The following is an 18,316-nucleotide window of genomic DNA, read 5'->3' on the forward strand; positions in this document are numbered from 1 at the left end:
TTTAAGCTAAAGGTGGCTAGGCGCAAATACCGGACTTCTTTGCTAACTTGGTTTTTGTGTATTTTTCATCATTTCTAAATATCGCCCTTCAATGAATTTTTTTTCTTTTGTAAGGTGCTTCAGTGCATACTGCGTTTTTTCTAGCTCTTGCTTAAGAGTGTCTAATTCCTCACTACTTTCAGGCCCGTCAGTTTGTAACTGCAATTGCTGTAGTAGCTGATCTTGCTCTGCAATTTGTCTTTTATATTCGTTTAAAGTGTTAAGTAGCTTAGTTTGATCTTGCGTTGAAGATACATCTACGTTTAGTGTTTTATCACTATTTTCGCTCGCTTTTTTAAGCGCTTTATAATCTGCTTGTAACTGCTCTTTTTCTTCTTGAAGCACAGTCACTGCATCATATTGTGCATAGAGTTTTTGACGAGTTACTTTTAATTTTTCGACACTTTTGTCGAGATCCCCTTTAAGTTTGCGTATTAAGTTATGCGAACGTCTTAATTTATTATTAAGCTCATCGATTAGCTGTTGTTCTTTTTCAGTAACATGATCTTTGGTTGATGAAGTAACCTCAGTTAATTGTTGCTGTAACAGTATTTGTAAATTAACTAACTCAGCAATTGTCTTTCGATTATCGTTAACATAGCTCATTGCATTGTCAACAGATTCCCTACACATAGCTAACGTAGCATCATCCATCCCCCCTGTACTTTTAACCATGCTAAGCGCAAACGACCTAAACTCTCTGAGTATCAATAAAAGAATATAAAACCAAGCAGCTAAAATAAGTAGCCCAAAGTTTATAGCAATATATTGATAAACCTCAGGAGGAAATACGACGTATGGCATTATTTAATTATCTTAAATTAAGTGTCAATTTACTAGAGTTTAGCGCTGTCAAAATAATATGCCATAATAACAACAACATTTAAAAAAAAGTAACGTGCGTGAAAATACTTATCGTTGATGATAGTCAAGCAACACTCGCAATAGTACGCCGGGGGTTGGAAAAATTTGGCTATCGAAAGTTATTAATAGAGAAAGCCAACAATGCTAAATCTGCGTTGACACTTATTGGCAGCTGGCATCCAGATATTGTTCTCACAGATTGGCATATGCCTGAAATGTCAGGAGTGATGTTATTGCGTGCTATTAAGCAACGACAACTTAATATAATAGTCGCGATGCTCACCACAGTTGACGAAAAGTCTAAAATTGAAGAAGCTATTAGCTTTGGTGCAACCTTTGTGTTGTCAAAACCTTTCACCGACGCGCAACTACACGATAAATTATTGCCTTTAGTACAGCTTGTAGAAAATAACGAAATAATCCCCGATGAAATTGAATTAAACAGTGATTTAGCTTTACCAAAACTTTCGCAATTAGAACGCCTATTTCATAAACATATTAGTCCGTCTTTAATAGTCAACACTATACAACCACAAGTATTCAATGAGTCTAAAGTTCCTTGTGTAATGGCCGTTTATGAGGATCCAAAAAGTCAAAAAGTGCGTGCCATTGCCATACTTGATATTTATGCAGCCTGTGTAATGGCTGGCGGATATAATACCTTGTCTACTGGCGATATCAGTAACTTAATAATATCGGGCGCAGTATCGAATGCGGCATTATCTGCATGTAAAAAGGCACTTAGCGAAACTGCTTTTGCCTTTTTAGACAAACGAACGCGAGTTAGTTTACAAATTAAAACCGTCAAAGTTATTACAACACCTTTTCACAAACTCACTTTGCTATATAAAACTCCTGCAGAAAAGCGAATTGATTTTAGTTGCCAGCTTGAGGGGATGGCACAAGGTAAAATCATGTTGGTTGGTATTTAATTTTTTATTTAGATGACCGTTATATTATAAAAAGTATCAAGCATGTAATAGACCATAAATTGTGTAAATCAAAATCAGCGACTTATCCTTACCAAAGAAGCTAAAACTTTAAACGTTACGCCATGTTATGTTTCTTTAAAAGCGAAGCGTCTCTTTGCCCTCTTTGTGAATTAATCACTAATAATATTTACGATAAAAAAGGCGCTTCCATTACAGTAAGCGCCTCTTTTCTTATCTCACTGATTACTTATTTTACTATTTTCATTTCGTCTAATAAGTTTTGTGCATTATCTACTTTATCCATTACCCACAGCATGTAGCGCGAATCAACGTGGATTGAGCGATTAAGCTCAGGGTTGTAATCCCAATCACCAATAATACTTTCGTACACACCATCAAACAGTAAGCCAACAAGTTCTGCTTTGCCGTTAAGTGTAGGTGAACCTGAGTTACCACCGGTAGTGTCTACATTTGATAAAAAGTTAACTGGCACTGTATTCATGCCACCCGTGTAATCACCAAATAGTTTTGCTTTAATTTGCTCTTGTAACTTTTTAGGTGCATTAAATGGATCAACATCGGTGTTTTTAGCAAGTAACCCTTCAAGCGATGTAAACGGCGTTGCTACCAATCCATCTTGAGGTGAATAGCCGCCTACGGTGCCATAGGTTACACGTAGTGTGCTGTTGGCATCGGCGTATACAGGTTTGTTTTTAGCTTTGTTAAACGCAATGATTGCGCTCATTAGCTCTGGGCGAGCTGCTTGTAATTTACCTGCAAGTGCTTTTGATTTATCTTCCTCTGCTTTCATTACTTTAAATATTGCTTTAGCGTACTGCACAAATGGGTCTTGGCTTTGATTTAGCTGGCTAAACGATTGTTCAAATAATGAACTGCGAACAGTGGCATTATCAAGTCTCGACTGCTCATACATGCTATCAAGTAACGCGCTTTGAGTTGCTTTATCAAACCCATTTTGTACGTTAAATACATTATCAACGTCGCTAAAACGCTCTTCTTTTGGAAGTGCTGCATATAGCTCTAAAAAGTGCAGTAAAATAGCTTTATCTACTTTGCTATCATAACGGCGCGTCATACGCTCAAGGCCCGCTTTAATGCGGGGCAAGTCACGTTCTTGATAACCCGATTCACGTTCGCTATTTGGCTTTTGCTTTTCGTAACCTAAGCGGTATAAACGTCGTGCTGTGCTGATCATTTGTGAGCGATGTACATAACCTAACATACGATCGCGTTCACTGTGCTCTTGTGATTGCGCAATTAGTTTAGATAGCTCACTTAGTACACTTCCGTATTGCTCTTTACGTGTACCATCGCTATTGATCCAATTAGTTAGTTCTTGTTCAAACTGTTTTTTACGCTCAAACATAGTGCCTTTTTTAAAGCTTTCGATCATCGAACCATAATTTTTAATGTAGTTATTGTAACCAGCTATGGTGCTTTCGTAAGCAATACGCGCTTTACTGCCGTCTTCTGAATTCTCTTCAATAAGCGACACGTATTTTGAATTATGTACACGTGCTTTTGGGTAGCTATTGTTAAATACATTATCAACTTCTGCGGCTATGCGGTAACGATTGGTACGCCCTGGATAGCCTGTAACCATAACAAAATCGCCCTCTTGTACGCCTTTAGCGCTTACACTTAAGTAAGAGTCTGGTACGTAAGGTACATTATCTACGTTATATTCTGCCGGTTTGCCGTCTTTGCCTACGTATGCACGGTAAAAACCAAAATCGCCTGTGTGGCGCGGCCACATCCAATTATCTATATCGCCACCGTACTTACCTACGCCCATAGCGGGTGTATATGCTAAGCGTACATCTTTAATTTCAAGTGACTTAATTAAGTAAAACTCCAAACCACCATGAAAAGAATACACATTACAACGGTAGCTTTCATCAGCTTCACACTGGGCTACTAAGGCTTTTTCGTTTTTTTCTAGTGCGTCGTAGCGTGCTTTTGCGCTTAATGTTTCAGTGCCTTTAATAACTTGGTCGGTGACATTGGTCACAGTTTCAGTCACGTATACGCGAGCACCCGGTGCAGCTGGTAAATCTTCAGCTGGCGTTTTGGCTAAAAAGCCGTTTTCTAGAATATTATTTTCAGGTGTTGAATTGTACTGAACTGAGCCATAAATACAGTGATGATTTGTCACCACTAATCCTTTTGGCGATACAAACGATGCCGTACAACCACCTAAACTAATAACTGCATTCATTGGAAATTCGGTTAATTTAGAAATTGAATCAACACTTATCTCCAACCCTTTGGCTTTTAAAATTGATTCTAATTCTGGAAGTTGATGTGGCTGCCACATGCCTTCATCGGCAACGACACTGCCCGAGATGGAAAGTGCAAATGTAGCTGCTAACGGAGCTATTAGGGGTTTTAAACGCATTACAGAGTCCTTTTTATTGTTTGTGCGGTAGTAACATAGCTACTTATTGAATAATTGAGCCATTACTACGATGGATAAATGACAAAGTGAAGGGAGCACACACTCCCTTACTTTAAATTAATGTATTTGAACTAAATTCAAATCACTTTTCGTCTTTTTTTACATCTGCGGGGTGTTCTACACCGATCCACGCTTTAAATAGCGCTTTTTGTTCAAGTGTAGCGTCTTTATTCGAAACTACTTTTTTTGGCTTATCAAAATCTTCTGACAAAACAATACTGGTCGTTGCTAATTCATCACGACGTATATAATCAATTGTTACTTTATCGCCGGCATTAAACATTTCTAGACTTGTTTTTAAGTCTTTACCTACTTGATGCTTATTTATTGCAACGATTTTATCAGCGATTGTTAAGCCCGCTTTCCATGCACTACCACCTCTGCGAACATGTGATAAAGTAAGTAGTTCGCCGCTTGATTTAGCTAAAGCGTCAATACTTGCTAATGCTTTTGCTTTTTCTGGGCGTTCTAGTTTAAGGCCTACTTTGTTAAGTAGTTCATCAAAATTTAAGTTTGCTGGAGCATCAACATTTTCTTTCCACCAAGTACTGTAATCGCGCCCAGTAAGATCGTTTAAAATTGTGAGTACATCTTGCTCTGTGAATCCTTCTGGCATTTTATGAGCGTTATAAAGTGCTTTGTGAACGTCGCGGTAGCTAATTTTACCTTGGCTTTTCTCTAACAAATCAATGTCTAATGCCATTGAAAGCAGTGAACCTTCAGAGTAAATGTTAGTGCCGTAATTACGCGCATGATCGCCACCTTGATTAATCCATTTATCAAAACTTGTTTCGCTTGCACTTTGCACTTCGCGACCCGGTGTTTGTAAATGACGATTAATCGTTTTAGTCATCACTTTAAAAAACTCATCCGTGGTTTCTATGCCAGAACGAACTAATAAATGATCTTCAAAGTAGCTTGTTGAACCCTCGGCTATCCACAATAATTTTGAATAGTTCATATTGGTATAATCGTAAGGAACCAATCCTTTAGGACGGTACGCTTTAACGTTCCACGTATGAATAAATTCGTGGGCGGCGGTGCTAATAAAGCCTAAGTAATCTTCACGTTTAGCAAAACGGTCACGTGGGCGTTGAATAATCGTTGAGTTTAAATGCTCTGTTGCACCGCCCGCTCCCGACGTTGCATGTACCATAAATACATAACGCTCATACGGATAGCTATCCCAAATTACGTTACCTGTCGCGACGAGCTTTTTAAGATCGCTAAGCATAAGATCTATATCGTAATTACCGTTGCCCCACACCACTAAGTCATACTCTCGTCCGTCTACTTCAAAGGTATGCAACTGATTAATACCCGTTTCAATAGGCGAATCAACTAATACGTCGTAGTCAGCTGCTTGAAAGGTGTTTTTACCTTTGAGGTTATCCATCCCCGATACAGAGCGCCATTTTTTAGGCACATCTAAATTTACAGTAACTGGCTCTTGGCGAAACGACTCGCTAAACATAAAAAAGCCTGATGCATCAATAAAGGCATGACTGTCATCAATATGACGGGCACGTTTTCCTAGCTCGTTTGCATAGACCTGATAGTCAAGGTTTACTTCGGTTGGCTGAGTTAAATGAACACGCCATGTGCTGTGATCTATTTTTTCCCATTTTAACGCTTTGCCATTTTCATCTTTCGCGTGGAAATAACGCACACCATTGGCAAGATTAAGAATTTCGTAACGGCCAGTGCGCCAAGCAGGAAGCTTTACGTCAATATGCGCTTGTGCGGTTTTTGGAAACTCAACACTTACATTTCCTAGATGATGTTCAGGTTGAGATATGCTTAATGCGTAATTTACATCGGCAAAAGCAGATGTTGAACAGGCAGCTAAAATAGATAACGCTAATAATTTTTTCATAGAAACTCTTAATGGAAACTTGATTGCGGTAAGACTAACAAGCCCCAATTTAAAAGTGAATTAAAAGCGATAAATGACCCTGTATATAAGTTTATACGCAATAGCCTACTAAAAATTGCTAAGTTTTTAGTTAGATAACTACACTTAATAAGAATTTGTTGTAAACTGAGGATAATATAACTAACTCGATGGCGGTATGCTTAGGTGTCTGAAAAATCTAACGCTACAGATAAAAAACTCAAACAGGCGATCGATGCGCGGATGGCTGTTGAGGATGCTCGTAAATATCAAGTCGATACTCTGACTAATTTTTCAGCTAAATTATCATTAAGCTGTAAAGGACTTGATACCGAGCTGGACAACCGGTTAGCTAAATTTAGAAATGCGCTAACTAAAGGCGTTAGCTTTGAACACTTATCGCCATTAATAGATGAAACAATTGTTTTATTAAAAAACCAAGAGTCGGTACAACTAGCTCAACAGCGAGATTTATACACCAGTGTATTAAATGCTGGAAAACAACTGCAAAAAACCAAAGGCCTACCTGATGACACGCGCAGAACATTACGTCATCTATTAGATCACGATATTAATAATGTTCATTCAACTCATGATTTTATTCCTTTACTCGATAAGCTGGTTTCTTTTTACCATCAAGCACTAAATACAAAGCTGACAGGCACCTCCAACGAACAATGTGATGCGACACCTGAACTTGCAAAAAAATTATTAGAACTTGCTAACGATTTAATGCTTGAGGATGAAGCGGCTGAAGAAGTTAAATACATAAAAAACAATATTACTGAAAACGATAAATTGGACGCTCTGTTAAAAGCAGCCATAAATATAATTTCGGTCGTCGTAAAAAACATCACCAAAGAGCGCCAGTCTGCACAGAGTTTTTTGGCTTCACTAAACCAAACACTTGAAGACTTGCACCACTCGATTGTTTCTACAAGCAAACACTCAAAATCGATGGGCGTTGAGTTTGATTCGTTGAATAAAAGCATAGAAAGCAAAATAAAAAATCTGAATATACAAACGCAAAATGCAACCTCAATTTCATCTCTAAAAGAGCTCGTTGATAACGAGCTTAAATCGCTAAGCCAAGATTTTATAGCAAAAGAAAAGTTAGAACGTGAAGATAGAGAAACGCTGATTTCAAGCTTTGATCAAATCAATAGCAGAATTGGTAGCCTTGAAAGCAAACTGACTAAATACAAAAAACGTTTAAATGAACAGCGCTTTAAAAGCCTTCTTGATAGCTTAACAAAGTTACCTAATCGTGCTGCATTTGACGAACGCTATAATCACGAAGTGCATTTATTTAATGTGCAAACATCCGATGTTACCCTTGCCGTTATTGACGTAGACCATTTTAAATCAATCAATGATAGGTTTGGCCACACCGCAGGTGATATCACGTTACAAGTTATTGCTAAAGCATTATTAAAATCAATAAGAAAATCAGACTTTATTGCACGTTATGGTGGTGAAGAGTTTGTACTACTAATGCCAAATACCACGATTGATAGTGCAGCAGCACCGCTAGAAAAACTTAGAAAAGTGATAAAAAGCATTCCTTTTAAATTTAGAGATAAACAAATAGAAATTACGATTTCATTAGGTGCAACACAATTTAAAAAAGGCGATACACCTATTATCGCTTTTGATAGAGCGGACGATGCGCTCTACGAAGCTAAAAATACAGGTCGGGATCGCCTTTGTATCAGTAAATAACGCCATGTTTTGATAAATATGCTAAGAATTATGGCTAAGCAGTTAATTTACATAAATAAGTAGCAAGGAGAATGCCGATGTTAATACAGTTAAACCCAACTGGGGTTTTAGATTTACTGTCGCAATTAGAAGTTGATTTATTAGAGCAATCCTCTGCGAGTGAACGCTATAAGCTATTTAGAAATTGTGCGCTTGCGGTTCTTAATGTCGGTAGCCATACCGATTCAAGCAACGAAATATACGACAAATATAAAGATTTTGATATACGCTTAGTCAGTAGAGAGCGTGGCATAAAAATAGAACTTGAAAACCCACCAGCAACAGCATTCGTCGATGGCGAAATAATCACAGGTATTCACGAACATATTTTCTCTGTTATTCGCGATATATTATTTATTTGTCAAAAGTATGAGAAAAACCTTAAAGAGCAAAAAGCCATAACCCATATGGTATTTGATATGCTCAGAAATGCAGACGCATTGCGTGTAAATATTGAACCCAATATGGTTGTTTGCTGGGGTGGACATTCAATAAATGAACTTGAATATAAGTACACAAAGCAAGTAGGTTATGAATTAGGTTTACGCGGATTAAACATTTGCACAGGTTGTGGTCCAGGCGCGATGAAAGGCCCAATGAAAGGTGCCACTATTGGCCATGCAAAACAGCGTATCAAAGATAACCGTTATTTAGGATTAACTGAGCCAAGTATTATTGCCGCTGAGCCGCCTAATCCAATCGTAAACGAATTAGTCATTTTACCTGACATTGAAAAACGCCTTGAAGCCTTTATAAGAACAGCTCACGCGATTATTATTTTCCCAGGTGGTGCGGGTACAGCAGAAGAACTGCTGTATTTATTAGGTATATTACTGCACCCAGATAATACCAAGCAATGCCTGCCGGTTATTTTAACGGGCCCAAAAGAAAGTGAAACGTACTTTAAAGAATTATGTAAATTTATACAAATGACTCTTGGTAAAGAAGCATTAGATAAATTTGAAGTCATTATTGATAACCCTGAACTTGTCGGTCAAAAATTAAAGTCAGCAATGACTGATGTACGTAATTACCGTAAAAGTGAAGGCGATGCTTATTACTTTAATTGGACTTTGAAAATCGATAATGATTTTCAACAACCTTTTGCACCTACGCACGAGAATATGGCCAGCCTTGATTTACATCTTGATCAACCTAAACAACAATTAGCCGCAAATTTACGCCGAGCATTTTCAGGTATTGTTGCCGGAAATGTAAAAGATGAAGGTATAAAAGCCATAAAACAAAATGGCCCTTATATTTTAAGTGGCGAGCCTGCCTTAATGAAAGATATGGATAAATTACTACAAGCTTTTGTTGAGCAAGGGAGAATGAAACTCCCAGGTAGTAAGTATGTTCCGTGTTACAAAATAAAAGCATGAGCCTTATAGTTTGAAACCCCATTTACTTCTTATCGATGCGCTTAATTTAATTAGGCGCATTTACGCAGTCGACATGAATCAAAAGCATCACAATGACGAGCAAATGATACAAACCTGCTCTGCACGTGTTGCCCAAGCATGTAAAAAACTCTTAAATATCACTAATGCAACCCACGCTATTGCCGTTTTTGACGGTGATAAAAGTTGGCGTTATCACTTTTATAAAGACTATAAGCATTCTCGTGCACCGATGCCCGAGACATTAAAAGAGGCATTAGTCCACTTTAAAACCGCAATTGAAGACACTGGAATTGTAGTATTTGAACCCGAAAATGATGAAGCCGATGACATTATTGCCACACTCGCGTGCAAAGCGGCGAGTAATCAGGTATCGAATACAATTGTCTCGACCGATAAAGGCTTTTTACCACACCTAGGAGCTGATATTACTGTTTATGATTATTTTAAAAAACAGTATCTTGATGAGCACAGTATAAAGGAGCGCTTTGGCGTTAATAAAAACAAACTTGTTGATTTTTGGGCTTTAGCAGGAGATAAAACCAATGATATTCCTGGTGTAAAAGGTATTGGAGCAAAATCAGCTCAGCAGCTTGTTAATAATTACAATACAATTGAAGATGCGCTTGAAGATGAATCACTTAGTCCAAGTATTCATAAAAAACTAGACGCTAATATGCAAATGTATGTTATTTCAAAGCAACTGGTAAGTTTACGCTCAGATATAAATCTAGGTTTTAGTTTAAAGCAGCTAAGGCTTAATTAAGTGATTTATTTTGAGGCAAGAAAATCGTGTCGATAACAAGGCAAAAATTTCGTTATTTAGTTGTTCCGTATAAGAAATGTTTAACGCCGTTAGCGTCATCTCAAATTGATTAGGTATTATTGCGGATTGGTATTAATAGCGCGTACTTATTACAATACGTATACTATTGTTAGTTATGGCAGTTAGAGTAATTCATGTTGAAAAAGTTTTCTCGGTATTTAATTTTAGGTTTGGGACTTTACGCACTTATTGCAGCCTTAGTGATCACTTTTTACAAAGACGATCCACAAGCAATGATCTGGCAAGACCGTGAAGCATTTAATAAACGCTATATTGAAAAACTAACCCTTAAAAAGCAAACAACTCTCAATAGTGTACTTGATTATTTGGGCAGTCCCGATCTTACTTATGCAAAACGTGAAGGTGAACAAGTACTGCAAATTATTTTTTACCGTACACAGCATATTGCATCTGATGGCATTACCACTATTGACGAATGCACTGGGCTTTTATTTAAAAATGGACAGCTTATTTTATGGGGACCCAATGCCTACAAAAAGTATCAGGAAAATAATTAGGTGAGCCATAATGGATGAACCTATCTCAATAAAATTAAACCAGCTGTTTGAAAATACCCAGTTGTTTTTAGCCTCTTATAACAATAAAGAGCAATGGCAAACACTCTACCCTGTCATTTGCAAAATAGCTGAACAATTTCGACTGTTATACAACGAAAATCCATTTTCACTGCAAGCACAACTGGCGCTATTTAATCCAAAATATGACTATTCAACAAACCTCGTTATTAGCCAATGTGTATTAACTACAGCACTTTGTTCAAGTCAGCATTATAATAACGAATTAAGCGAACTTTATATAAGCGTCGCACTTGTTGAGCATCTGTGCGTTTGTAAGCAACTCAATAAACTTGCTGAGCATACTGACTTTAATGTTAATGACAAAAAAGTATGGCAGCTACGTCATCAGCTAGCGGCTAAAATTATTTTAAGCGCAGGAGAGTCAGCAAAGCCAATAGCACAAATTTTAGCTAAATTGAGCAAATACAAGCAGGCACTTGTTAGCACGCCTAAGATTATGCTTTACGATGGGGGTATAACGCTTGTCGCACTCGCTAATATCATCGCAATGAATACGACTTATAATGCTGAGAAAAAACATATTGACCTTTTTAAAGCACTCGGCGATTTATATATAAGAACACCAAATTTATTTGCTCAGCAATTAATAAAAGCGCTGATTGCACATATAGGACCCTTATTACCGGGTAGTAAGGTGCTATATTCTGAGCAATCGATGCTCTATTTAATGACCAATACATTGCAACGCCACATTCTAATAAGCACTAACGAAAAAAATAAAATAACGTGGTATCGCGTAAAAGCATCGCTTAATGACAATCCGAAGCAATGGTATTGCACAAATCAAAAATTACACTCAATGGTTTGGAATAGCGAACATATTAAAACAACAAATGATGTATCAGCGAATGAATCGTTGCAGTTACTTGATTTAATAAGTCGTATTAAGTTACAACATGAATACAGTTATAAAGGTTTGAGCCAAATTATGGCTGAGCATCCTCAAATAATAGTTAATTTGTGCGAAGCAGTAAGACCTTACAACAAAGAACATCAACTCGCTAAAGATTTAAAACATAGTTTGTCTATGGTTGGTTACTTAAATGTGCCGGCGATTATTCAGCGTGTCGTGTTTGAGCGACTTGTCAATGTAACACCGCATCCACTACAGCAATTTGTTTTAAAGCGCTTAACTTGCTTAGTAAACATTATGGGATTAATCGTTAAGCACAACAAAAACTATCAATTTGAACATATTGCTTTGCCTTTATATGCTTACACGTACTATTTATTAACTCAATGCAGTACACAGCTTTCAAGAAAGGTTTTAATAAGCGAAACGCCAAATAATGATTTAAGCGATCCATTTTGTGTATTATTCGGCGTCGATAGAATTAATCAAGAACAATTAAACGCTCAACTTAAGCAATTATTGAGTGATAACCCATGGACTCACGCGCTTTTAGAAGCAGAGCAAATACCTAAAAAGCAATTTAATAGTCAACACAAGCTTTGGATAACATTAAAAGTAGTCGCGCAAAGTGTATTTAAACCCGAATTAGCACTAACGGTATGGCAAAAGCAAATATTAAATGAGCAATTAAAATTACAAGGTTGGTCAAATCAATCTACTTTTAATCAGCAGCTGCTAGCGCTAAACTTATCGAATAGTATTTAATCTGACTCAGGCTTAGATTATTTAGCAAACCTATTATGACTATAAACACAGCTTATACCCATTATTTGTGGTATAAACTGGCAAAATGGGTGAGATATTGGTATAAATGCGCCCTTAAAATTTTCAACCCTCAATCGCATAAATGATCTAACAAGCAGTTGCTCTCTCAGAGTAATAGTTTATGCGTAAATCAAACTCTTTAAAGGAAAAGTTAATGGCCAAAAGAACCATCACTGTGATCAAAGGCGACGGCATCGGTCCGAGCATTATCGACTCAGCACTTGAAATACTAAAAGCCGCAGGATGCGATTTTGATTATGAATTTGTTGATGCTGGCCTAGCTGCGCTTGAAAAAACAGGTGAGTTACTTCCGCAAGACACAATTGATACCATTGCTAAAAACAAAATCACACTTAAAGGCCCTTTAACAACACCTGTGGGTGAAGGTTTTACGTCTATAAACGTGACTTTACGTAAGCAATTTGGTTTATATGCAAATGTTCGTCCTGTTAAATCATTTGTAGGCACTAAAGCACGTTACGATGATATTGATATCATTACGATTCGTGAAAACACACAAGGTATGTACTCAGGTGCGGGGCAAATTGTTTCTGAGGACGGTAACGAAGCAGAAGCTAAATCTGTCATTACCCGCGAAGGCGCTGAAAAAATCGTCACATTTGCATACGAGCTAGCTGTGCGCGAAGGTCGTAAAAAAGTAACTGCGGTTCATAAAGCAAATATTTTAAAATCAACATCGGGTTTATTTTTAAAAGTTGCACGCGAAGTGGCTGAACGTTACCCACAAATTGAATCAACAGAAATGATTGTTGATGCAACGTGTATGAAACTAGTAATGACCCCGGAAGAGTTTGATGTAATTGTTACTACAAACTTATTTGGTGATATTTTATCAGATCTTTGTGCTGGTTTAGTCGGCGGCCTAGGCATGGCACCAGGTGCTAACATTGGTGAAGATGCTGCAATATTTGAAGCTGTACACGGCAGTGCACCCGATATCGCTGGTAAAAACTTAGCTAACCCTACATCTGTAATTTTAGCGTCGATTCAAATGCTTGAGCATTTGGATATGGGCGACACTGCAGAGCGTATCCGCAGTGCCGTTGCTGACGTAATTAAGTCAGGCGATAGAACGACTCGCGATTTAGGCGGTAGCCACGGTACTACAGATTTCACTCAAGCTGTGATTGAACGTCTGTAATTGATCGTACATTTACTATGAAAAGCCAGCAATGCTGGCTTTTTTTTGTTTTTATATATTCCTGCATTCCCCATTCTAAGCTGCATAATCTCTTCCTTACAGACCAATAAAAACCACTAACCTTGCAATTTAAAATTAAAAAAACAACATTAAATGAAATTTCAATGCAAAAAAGGCATTTCTCGGTTGACATGTGAGCTAAAAACCCTTAAAAATAGCTTCATAGAGAACTTTTAATTTAAAGCAATGTATTGCTTTGTAACACAGTGATAAATTATGAAAATGCAAATTCGCCTTTCTGTCGTACTCGTACTGGTCTTAGTGATAAGCCCAGCGGGGATGTATTGAAAAGTGATACTGCTTTTTAAAAACCCTCGCACTACGCGGGGGTTTTTTTATGCATAAAATACAGCACAGAGGAATGAGGATGAGTAAACAACAATATAATGGCTCTGAACTAGTCGTTCAGGCATTAAAAGAATTAAAGGTTAAATACATATTTGGCTACCCCGGTGGCTCGGTATTAGATTTATATGATGCACTTTTTCAGCAAGATGATATTGAACATATTTTAGTTCGCCACGAGCAAGCAGCCACACATATGGCTGATGGCTATGCGCGTGCGACAGGGGAAGTAGGTGTTGTACTTGCAACTTCAGGCCCTGGAGCGACAAATTGTATTACCGGTATTGCTACAGCCTACATGGATTCTATTCCAATGGTTGTGTTATCAGGCCAAGTACCTACAAACTTAATTGGTGACGATGCATTTCAAGAAACCGATATTGTTGGCTGCTCTCGCCCAATAGTTAAACATAGCTTTAACTGTAGGAGCGCGAAAGAAATTCCAACAATCTTAGCTAAAGCGTTTTATATTGCCAGCACAGGTCGCCCAGGCCCTGTTGTAGTTGAACTACCTAAAGATATGCTTAACCCTGCGATTAAGTTTGAATACCAATTCCCTCAAACTACAGAGCTCAGAACGTACAACCCCAATACTAAAGGGCACTCTAAACAAATTCGTAAAGCCGTTACTGCCATTTTAGAGGCTAAAAAGCTCGTTATTTACTCCGGTGGCGGTATTGTTATTTCTAATACATCAGAGCAGCTAACTCGTTTAGTTGAGTCGCTAAATGCACCAATTACAAATACCTTAATGGGCCTTGGAGGTATATCGGGTGTACATCCTAACTTTATTGGCATGCTGGGGATGCATGGCACGCTTGAAGCCAATAAAGCGATGGCAAATGCCGATGTTATTTTAGCGTTAGGCGCTCGTTTTGATGACAGAGTAACCAATAACGTTAAAAAGTTTTGTCCAAGTGCCACCATTGTTCATGTTGACGTAGATCCAACCTCTATCTCTAAAACTATCAAAGCACATATTCCCGTTGTAGGCTGCCTAGCAACAGTACTTGAACAACTACAAGCAGGTATTGACAAAAGCCCAATTCAAATTGATCGCAGCGCGCAAGAGGACTGGTGGCGACAAATTATAAGCTGGCGTGAGCAAAAATGTTTAAGCTACAACACGGATGGCGAAAAAATAAAACCGCAAGCAGTAATTGAAGCTGTTTATAAAGCCACCAATGGGGATGCATATGTAAGCTCTGATGTTGGTCAACATCAAATGTTTGCAGCGCAGTACTATCCCTTTAAGCACCCTCGTCAATGGATCAACTCAGGCGGCTTAGGCACTATGGGCTTTGGTTTACCTGCCGCTATGGGTGTAAAGCTTGCATTTCCTGGTAAAGAATCTGTCTGCGTTACAGGTGATGGCTCTATTCAAATGAATATCCAAGAGCTGTCTACCTGTTTACAATATAATTTAGCTGTAAAAGTTGTGTCTTTGAACAACCGCTCTCTTGGCATGGTACGCCAATGGCAAGACATGGTATACGGTGGTCGCCATTCATCATCTTATATGGACTCTCTGCCTGACTTTGTTAAGTTAGTTGAAAGCTACGGCCATGTAGGTATTAAAGTAAACACACTTGATGAACTGCAGCCGGCTATAGATAGAGCAATGAGCATCAACGATCGTTTAGTCTTTTTAGATATTCTTGTTGACGAAAAAGAACATGTGTACCCAATGCAAATTAAATTAGGCAGCATTGACGAGATGTGGTTACGAAAAGGAGTAAAAGCATAATGCGTCGTATTTTATCTATCTTATTAGAAAACGAACCTGGTGCACTGTCGCGTATCGTTGGGTTGTTCTCACAACGTGCGTACAACATAGACAGCCTTACGGTAGGCACAACCGACGATCAATCATTATCACGGATCACCATTACCACTATGGGTGATGACAGAGTTGTGGAGCAAATAACTAAACAAGTTAATAAACTTGTAGACGTGTTAAAAATAATAGATTTAACCGAGATGGGCCATATTGAGCGTGAGCTGCTATTAGTTAAAGTATTTGCACAAGACGAAACGACACGCGCAGCAGTAACTCGTGTAGTTGATGTTTTCCAAGGGATTATTTTAGATATGGGCCGACAAAGCTATAGTCTGCAGCTTGTAAGCAGCACAGATAAAATAGAATCGTTTTTGGATACCTTACGCCACGAAACCGACATTATCGAAGTTGTACGCTCAGGAGCTGTAGGCATAGGTAGAGGCGATAAAGCTTTAAAAGCATAATACCAATCTGCTTATATGGGGCCTGTTTAACGTTAAAAAAATTACGCTAGAACTAGGAAAAAATTTTTAACGACATTATAGTGCAATTTAATTCGTTAAATTGATCAAAGATTTATGCAGTTTGGTATTAAACATAAAAAAAAGGGCTAAATAGCCCTTTTTTATTTAATGCATAAAACCTATTAAAGGTTTACTTGGTCTTTAAGACCTTTGCCTGCTTTAAAGCTTGGGATAGTTGCCGCTGCGATTTGGATCTCAGCACCCGTTTGCGGGTTACGGCCTGTGCGCGCTGCGCGTTCTTTTACTGAGAAAGTTCCAAAACCAACTAATGCTACTGAATCGCCTTCTTTTAAAGAAGAAGTTACAGCGCCAGTGAACGCGTCAAGTGCACGAGTAGCAGCGGCTTTAGAGATTTCTGCATCAGTAGCAATTTTTTCAACTAATTGAGCTTTATTCATTTTAGATTCCTATTCGTTATTATTTTGCCTTCGCAAAACCTATCTTTATGCATTTTTGAAGAGTTAGCAACAGCAAATTGCATTTTTTGCTTAAAATCTTAAAAAACACGTAAAATTTAAATAATTGTCGGTAAAATACAGCGTGTTGGGTTAACAAAGACTTAATTTAAGTTCAATTTTGGCGCATGTTAAGTAACATTTAAATCAACTATATTTTTTCGATAACTAAGGTCACTTCCCCAACCTCGACTCCAAACTTAACAATAGATGTGCGGTTTATCAAGCGTGTTTGTGTAACCAAGTACATCCAATCGTCAAAATTCACCTCAAGAGTTGATCCATCGTATGGCAACTCAACATTATAATTCCAGTGAAATACACTCCCCTGACTTTTTCCTTTGGCTATACCTAAAACGTCATCAGCTGTGCCTGTTAATGAGTTATCATCATTTAGCGTTATTTTCCAAATGCGTTTCTGTGTTTGTCCGTCATCATAAATAAAGTCTTCCTCAATAACGCCTTCGCTACCATCCCAAGTCGCCTTCATGTCTACGACAAGCTTACGGGTTAATTCACCTTTAAAATCTTGTACAACGCCGTAGGCTTTCAAATTTCCATTAAAAAACGTTTTGAAGTCAAAGTTGGGTGATGTATTTTTATAATGTTCGACATTAGGCGCAGAACAACTCACCAAAAGGAAAGCAAGTAAGCTAACAGCAACCAGTTTTAGCATATTTGATACGTTCATCTTAATTCCCTAATAATTGTTTACGTAGTTTTGGCTCAGATGTATTTTCATCAAGCCAAATGGCTAAAAAATCGCTCGAAAATTCAGGCTCTTCGATCTGACCCGTTTTTTTATCGTTATGATAAAAAGTGCTTACGCCTTGCTCATTTGTAATAAGAGTTAACGAGTCACCTTTTTTAATATCAGGCCAAATAGACAATAGCTTAGTATCGTATTTGGCAGACAGCTTTGATTTACCTAAATGTGTCCATTGCTCGTTGGTTGCTTTTACAATTTCTTTAGCATCAAAATTACGTAAATAAGTGAGCTTAAATTTAACAGGATGTGTCCCAGCACTGTAATCACCTGAATGAGTAAATAATTGAGCGTCATACACATCCCAAAATAAATACTCCATTCTTGCCTCGCCTACTTTATTAAACTCAGCACTTGCATATGCCAAGGGCGTTGTAAGTAGATAAAAAACAATAATTTTAAATAAAACTTTCAAAATAAAATCCTTTCGTTTAGATGAATTATACCAATTGCATTAAATTAGTGGTCTATTATAGCGATAAGAAAACAGCTCAATAACAAGGCTAAAATTATGATACATAGTTGTTCTATATAAATAATTTTTAACGTAGTGTGTGAGCTATTTAATACGCTAGGGCCTGTTTATCTTTCGAGGTTAAATTTGCAGCAGACTGTTTGGTATTTAAACAAGGCAGAGCCTATGTAGTGTGGTTATTCCCCATAAATAGGCGATAACGCAGCATAAATGCCAAACATGCGCTGCCCTTGGGTTCTGCCTAGGGGCAATTTACTCTTTGTTGCTCGGTTTTTAC

15 protein-coding genes are annotated in these 18,316 nt (G+C 37.8%); 9 read left to right on the forward strand and 6 right to left on the reverse strand.

Features of this window, described 5'->3' with window-relative positions; genetic code table 11:
* Window positions 1-42: 42 nt before the first annotated feature.
* Entirely contained in the window at window positions 43-843 is an 801-nt protein-coding gene (locus H5119_RS14980; RefSeq protein ID WP_182702830.1) for a chromosome partitioning protein ParA, read from the reverse strand.
* A 98-nt stretch (window positions 844-941) separates the two neighbouring features.
* Here H5119_RS14980 and H5119_RS14985 point away from each other — a divergent pair, with 98 nt between their 5' ends.
* On the forward strand, window positions 942-1,835 hold the full coding sequence (locus H5119_RS14985) for a response regulator (RefSeq protein ID WP_182702831.1): 894 nt from the start codon (window positions 942-944) through the stop codon (window positions 1,833-1,835).
* Window positions 1,836-2,082: 247 nt separating this feature from the next.
* On the opposite strand, the gene H5119_RS14990 is transcribed toward H5119_RS14985, so the two are convergent.
* Together H5119_RS14990 and H5119_RS14995 are read right to left on the reverse strand one after the other, a co-directional pair.
* Window positions 2,083-4,254 (reverse strand): S46 family peptidase, encoded by a 2,172-nt coding sequence (locus H5119_RS14990; protein ID WP_182702832.1) that lies wholly within the window; start codon window positions 4,252-4,254, stop codon window positions 2,083-2,085.
* A gap of 142 nt (window positions 4,255-4,396) precedes the next feature.
* The gene (locus H5119_RS14995) at window positions 4,397-6,190 is read right to left on the reverse strand and encodes a M61 family metallopeptidase (protein ID WP_182702833.1); all 1,794 of its coding nucleotides are present in this window, start codon (window positions 6,188-6,190) and stop codon (window positions 4,397-4,399) included.
* 204 nt (window positions 6,191-6,394) lie between these two features.
* Between H5119_RS14995 and H5119_RS15000 the strand changes: the two genes are divergently transcribed.
* From H5119_RS15000 to ilvN, 8 genes are all read left to right on the forward strand, one after another.
* Window positions 6,395-7,930 carry a GGDEF domain-containing protein gene (locus H5119_RS15000; protein WP_182702834.1) on the forward strand — a complete coding sequence of 512 codons (1,536 nt, stop codon included), beginning with the start codon at window positions 6,395-6,397 and terminating at the stop codon, window positions 7,928-7,930.
* A gap of 77 nt (window positions 7,931-8,007) precedes the next feature.
* On the forward strand, window positions 8,008-9,351 hold the full coding sequence (gene ppnN / locus H5119_RS15005; RefSeq protein WP_077535256.1) for a nucleotide 5'-monophosphate nucleosidase PpnN: 1,344 nt from the start codon (window positions 8,008-8,010) through the stop codon (window positions 9,349-9,351).
* 10 nt (window positions 9,352-9,361) lie between these two features.
* Window positions 9,362-10,135: a flap endonuclease Xni gene (gene xni, locus H5119_RS15010; protein WP_182702835.1), complete on the forward strand. Its 774-nt coding sequence runs from the start codon at window positions 9,362-9,364 to the stop codon at window positions 10,133-10,135.
* A gap of 194 nt (window positions 10,136-10,329) precedes the next feature.
* A complete protein-coding gene (locus tag H5119_RS15015; RefSeq protein WP_077535254.1) occupies window positions 10,330-10,713 on the forward strand; it encodes a DUF3192 domain-containing protein in 384 nt (127 codons plus the stop codon).
* Window positions 10,714-10,723: 10 nt separating this feature from the next.
* Entirely contained in the window at window positions 10,724-12,412 is a 1,689-nt protein-coding gene (locus H5119_RS15020) for a hypothetical protein (RefSeq protein ID WP_182702836.1), read from the forward strand.
* A gap of 214 nt (window positions 12,413-12,626) precedes the next feature.
* Complete coding sequence (locus H5119_RS15025; RefSeq protein ID WP_182702837.1) at window positions 12,627-13,634, forward strand: isocitrate dehydrogenase; 1,008 nt, start codon at window positions 12,627-12,629, stop codon at window positions 13,632-13,634.
* Window positions 13,635-14,061: 427 nt separating this feature from the next.
* Window positions 14,062-15,786 (forward strand): acetolactate synthase 3 large subunit, encoded by a 1,725-nt coding sequence (locus tag H5119_RS15030; protein WP_182702838.1) that lies wholly within the window; start codon window positions 14,062-14,064, stop codon window positions 15,784-15,786.
* Window positions 15,786-16,283: an acetolactate synthase small subunit gene (ilvN, locus tag H5119_RS15035; RefSeq protein WP_138585236.1), complete on the forward strand. Its 498-nt coding sequence runs from the start codon at window positions 15,786-15,788 to the stop codon at window positions 16,281-16,283. The genes H5119_RS15030 and ilvN overlap by 1 nt, the downstream gene beginning before the upstream one ends.
* Before the next feature lie 182 nt (window positions 16,284-16,465).
* On the opposite strand, the gene H5119_RS15040 is transcribed toward ilvN, so the two are convergent.
* The 3 genes from H5119_RS15040 to H5119_RS15050 form a co-directional block, all read right to left on the reverse strand.
* Complete coding sequence (locus H5119_RS15040) at window positions 16,466-16,741, reverse strand: HU family DNA-binding protein (protein WP_008166804.1); 276 nt, start codon at window positions 16,739-16,741, stop codon at window positions 16,466-16,468.
* Window positions 16,742-16,949: 208 nt separating this feature from the next.
* On the reverse strand, window positions 16,950-17,489 hold the full coding sequence (locus H5119_RS15045) for a DUF3833 domain-containing protein (protein WP_138586333.1): 540 nt from the start codon (window positions 17,487-17,489) through the stop codon (window positions 16,950-16,952).
* Window position 17,490: 1 nt separating this feature from the next.
* Window positions 17,491-17,979 (reverse strand): chalcone isomerase family protein, encoded by a 489-nt coding sequence (locus H5119_RS15050; protein WP_138586334.1) that lies wholly within the window; start codon window positions 17,977-17,979, stop codon window positions 17,491-17,493.
* Window positions 17,980-18,316: the final 337 nt, after the last annotated feature.

This window comes from Pseudoalteromonas sp. SG45-5, from assembly GCF_014164085.1.
Lineage (GTDB): Bacteria > Pseudomonadota > Gammaproteobacteria > Enterobacterales > Alteromonadaceae > Pseudoalteromonas > Pseudoalteromonas aliena.

Bases quoted from the DNA above. Each gene is read 5' to 3' on its own strand.
- H5119_RS14980 (WP_182702830.1), bottom strand. From the start codon at position 843: ATGCCATACGTCGTATTTCCTCCTGAGGTTTATCAATATATTGCTATA.
- H5119_RS14990 (WP_182702832.1), bottom strand. From the start codon at position 4,254: ATGCGTTTAAAACCCCTAATAGCTCCGTTAGCAGCTACATTTGCACTT.
- H5119_RS14995 (WP_182702833.1), bottom strand. From the start codon at position 6,190: ATGAAAAAATTATTAGCGTTATCTATTTTAGCTGCCTGTTCAACATCT.
- ppnN (WP_077535256.1), top strand. From the start codon at position 8,008: ATGTTAATACAGTTAAACCCAACTGGGGTTTTAGATTTACTGTCGCAA.
- H5119_RS15015 (WP_077535254.1), top strand. From the start codon at position 10,330: ATGTTGAAAAAGTTTTCTCGGTATTTAATTTTAGGTTTGGGACTTTAC.
- H5119_RS15020 (WP_182702836.1), top strand. From the start codon at position 10,724: ATGGATGAACCTATCTCAATAAAATTAAACCAGCTGTTTGAAAATACC.
- H5119_RS15025 (WP_182702837.1), top strand. From the start codon at position 12,627: ATGGCCAAAAGAACCATCACTGTGATCAAAGGCGACGGCATCGGTCCG.
- H5119_RS15030 (WP_182702838.1), top strand. From the start codon at position 14,062: ATGAGTAAACAACAATATAATGGCTCTGAACTAGTCGTTCAGGCATTA.
- ilvN (WP_138585236.1), top strand. From the start codon at position 15,786: ATGCGTCGTATTTTATCTATCTTATTAGAAAACGAACCTGGTGCACTG.
- H5119_RS15040 (WP_008166804.1), bottom strand. From the start codon at position 16,741: ATGAATAAAGCTCAATTAGTTGAAAAAATTGCTACTGATGCAGAAATC.
- H5119_RS15045 (WP_138586333.1), bottom strand. From the start codon at position 17,489: ATGAACGTATCAAATATGCTAAAACTGGTTGCTGTTAGCTTACTTGCT.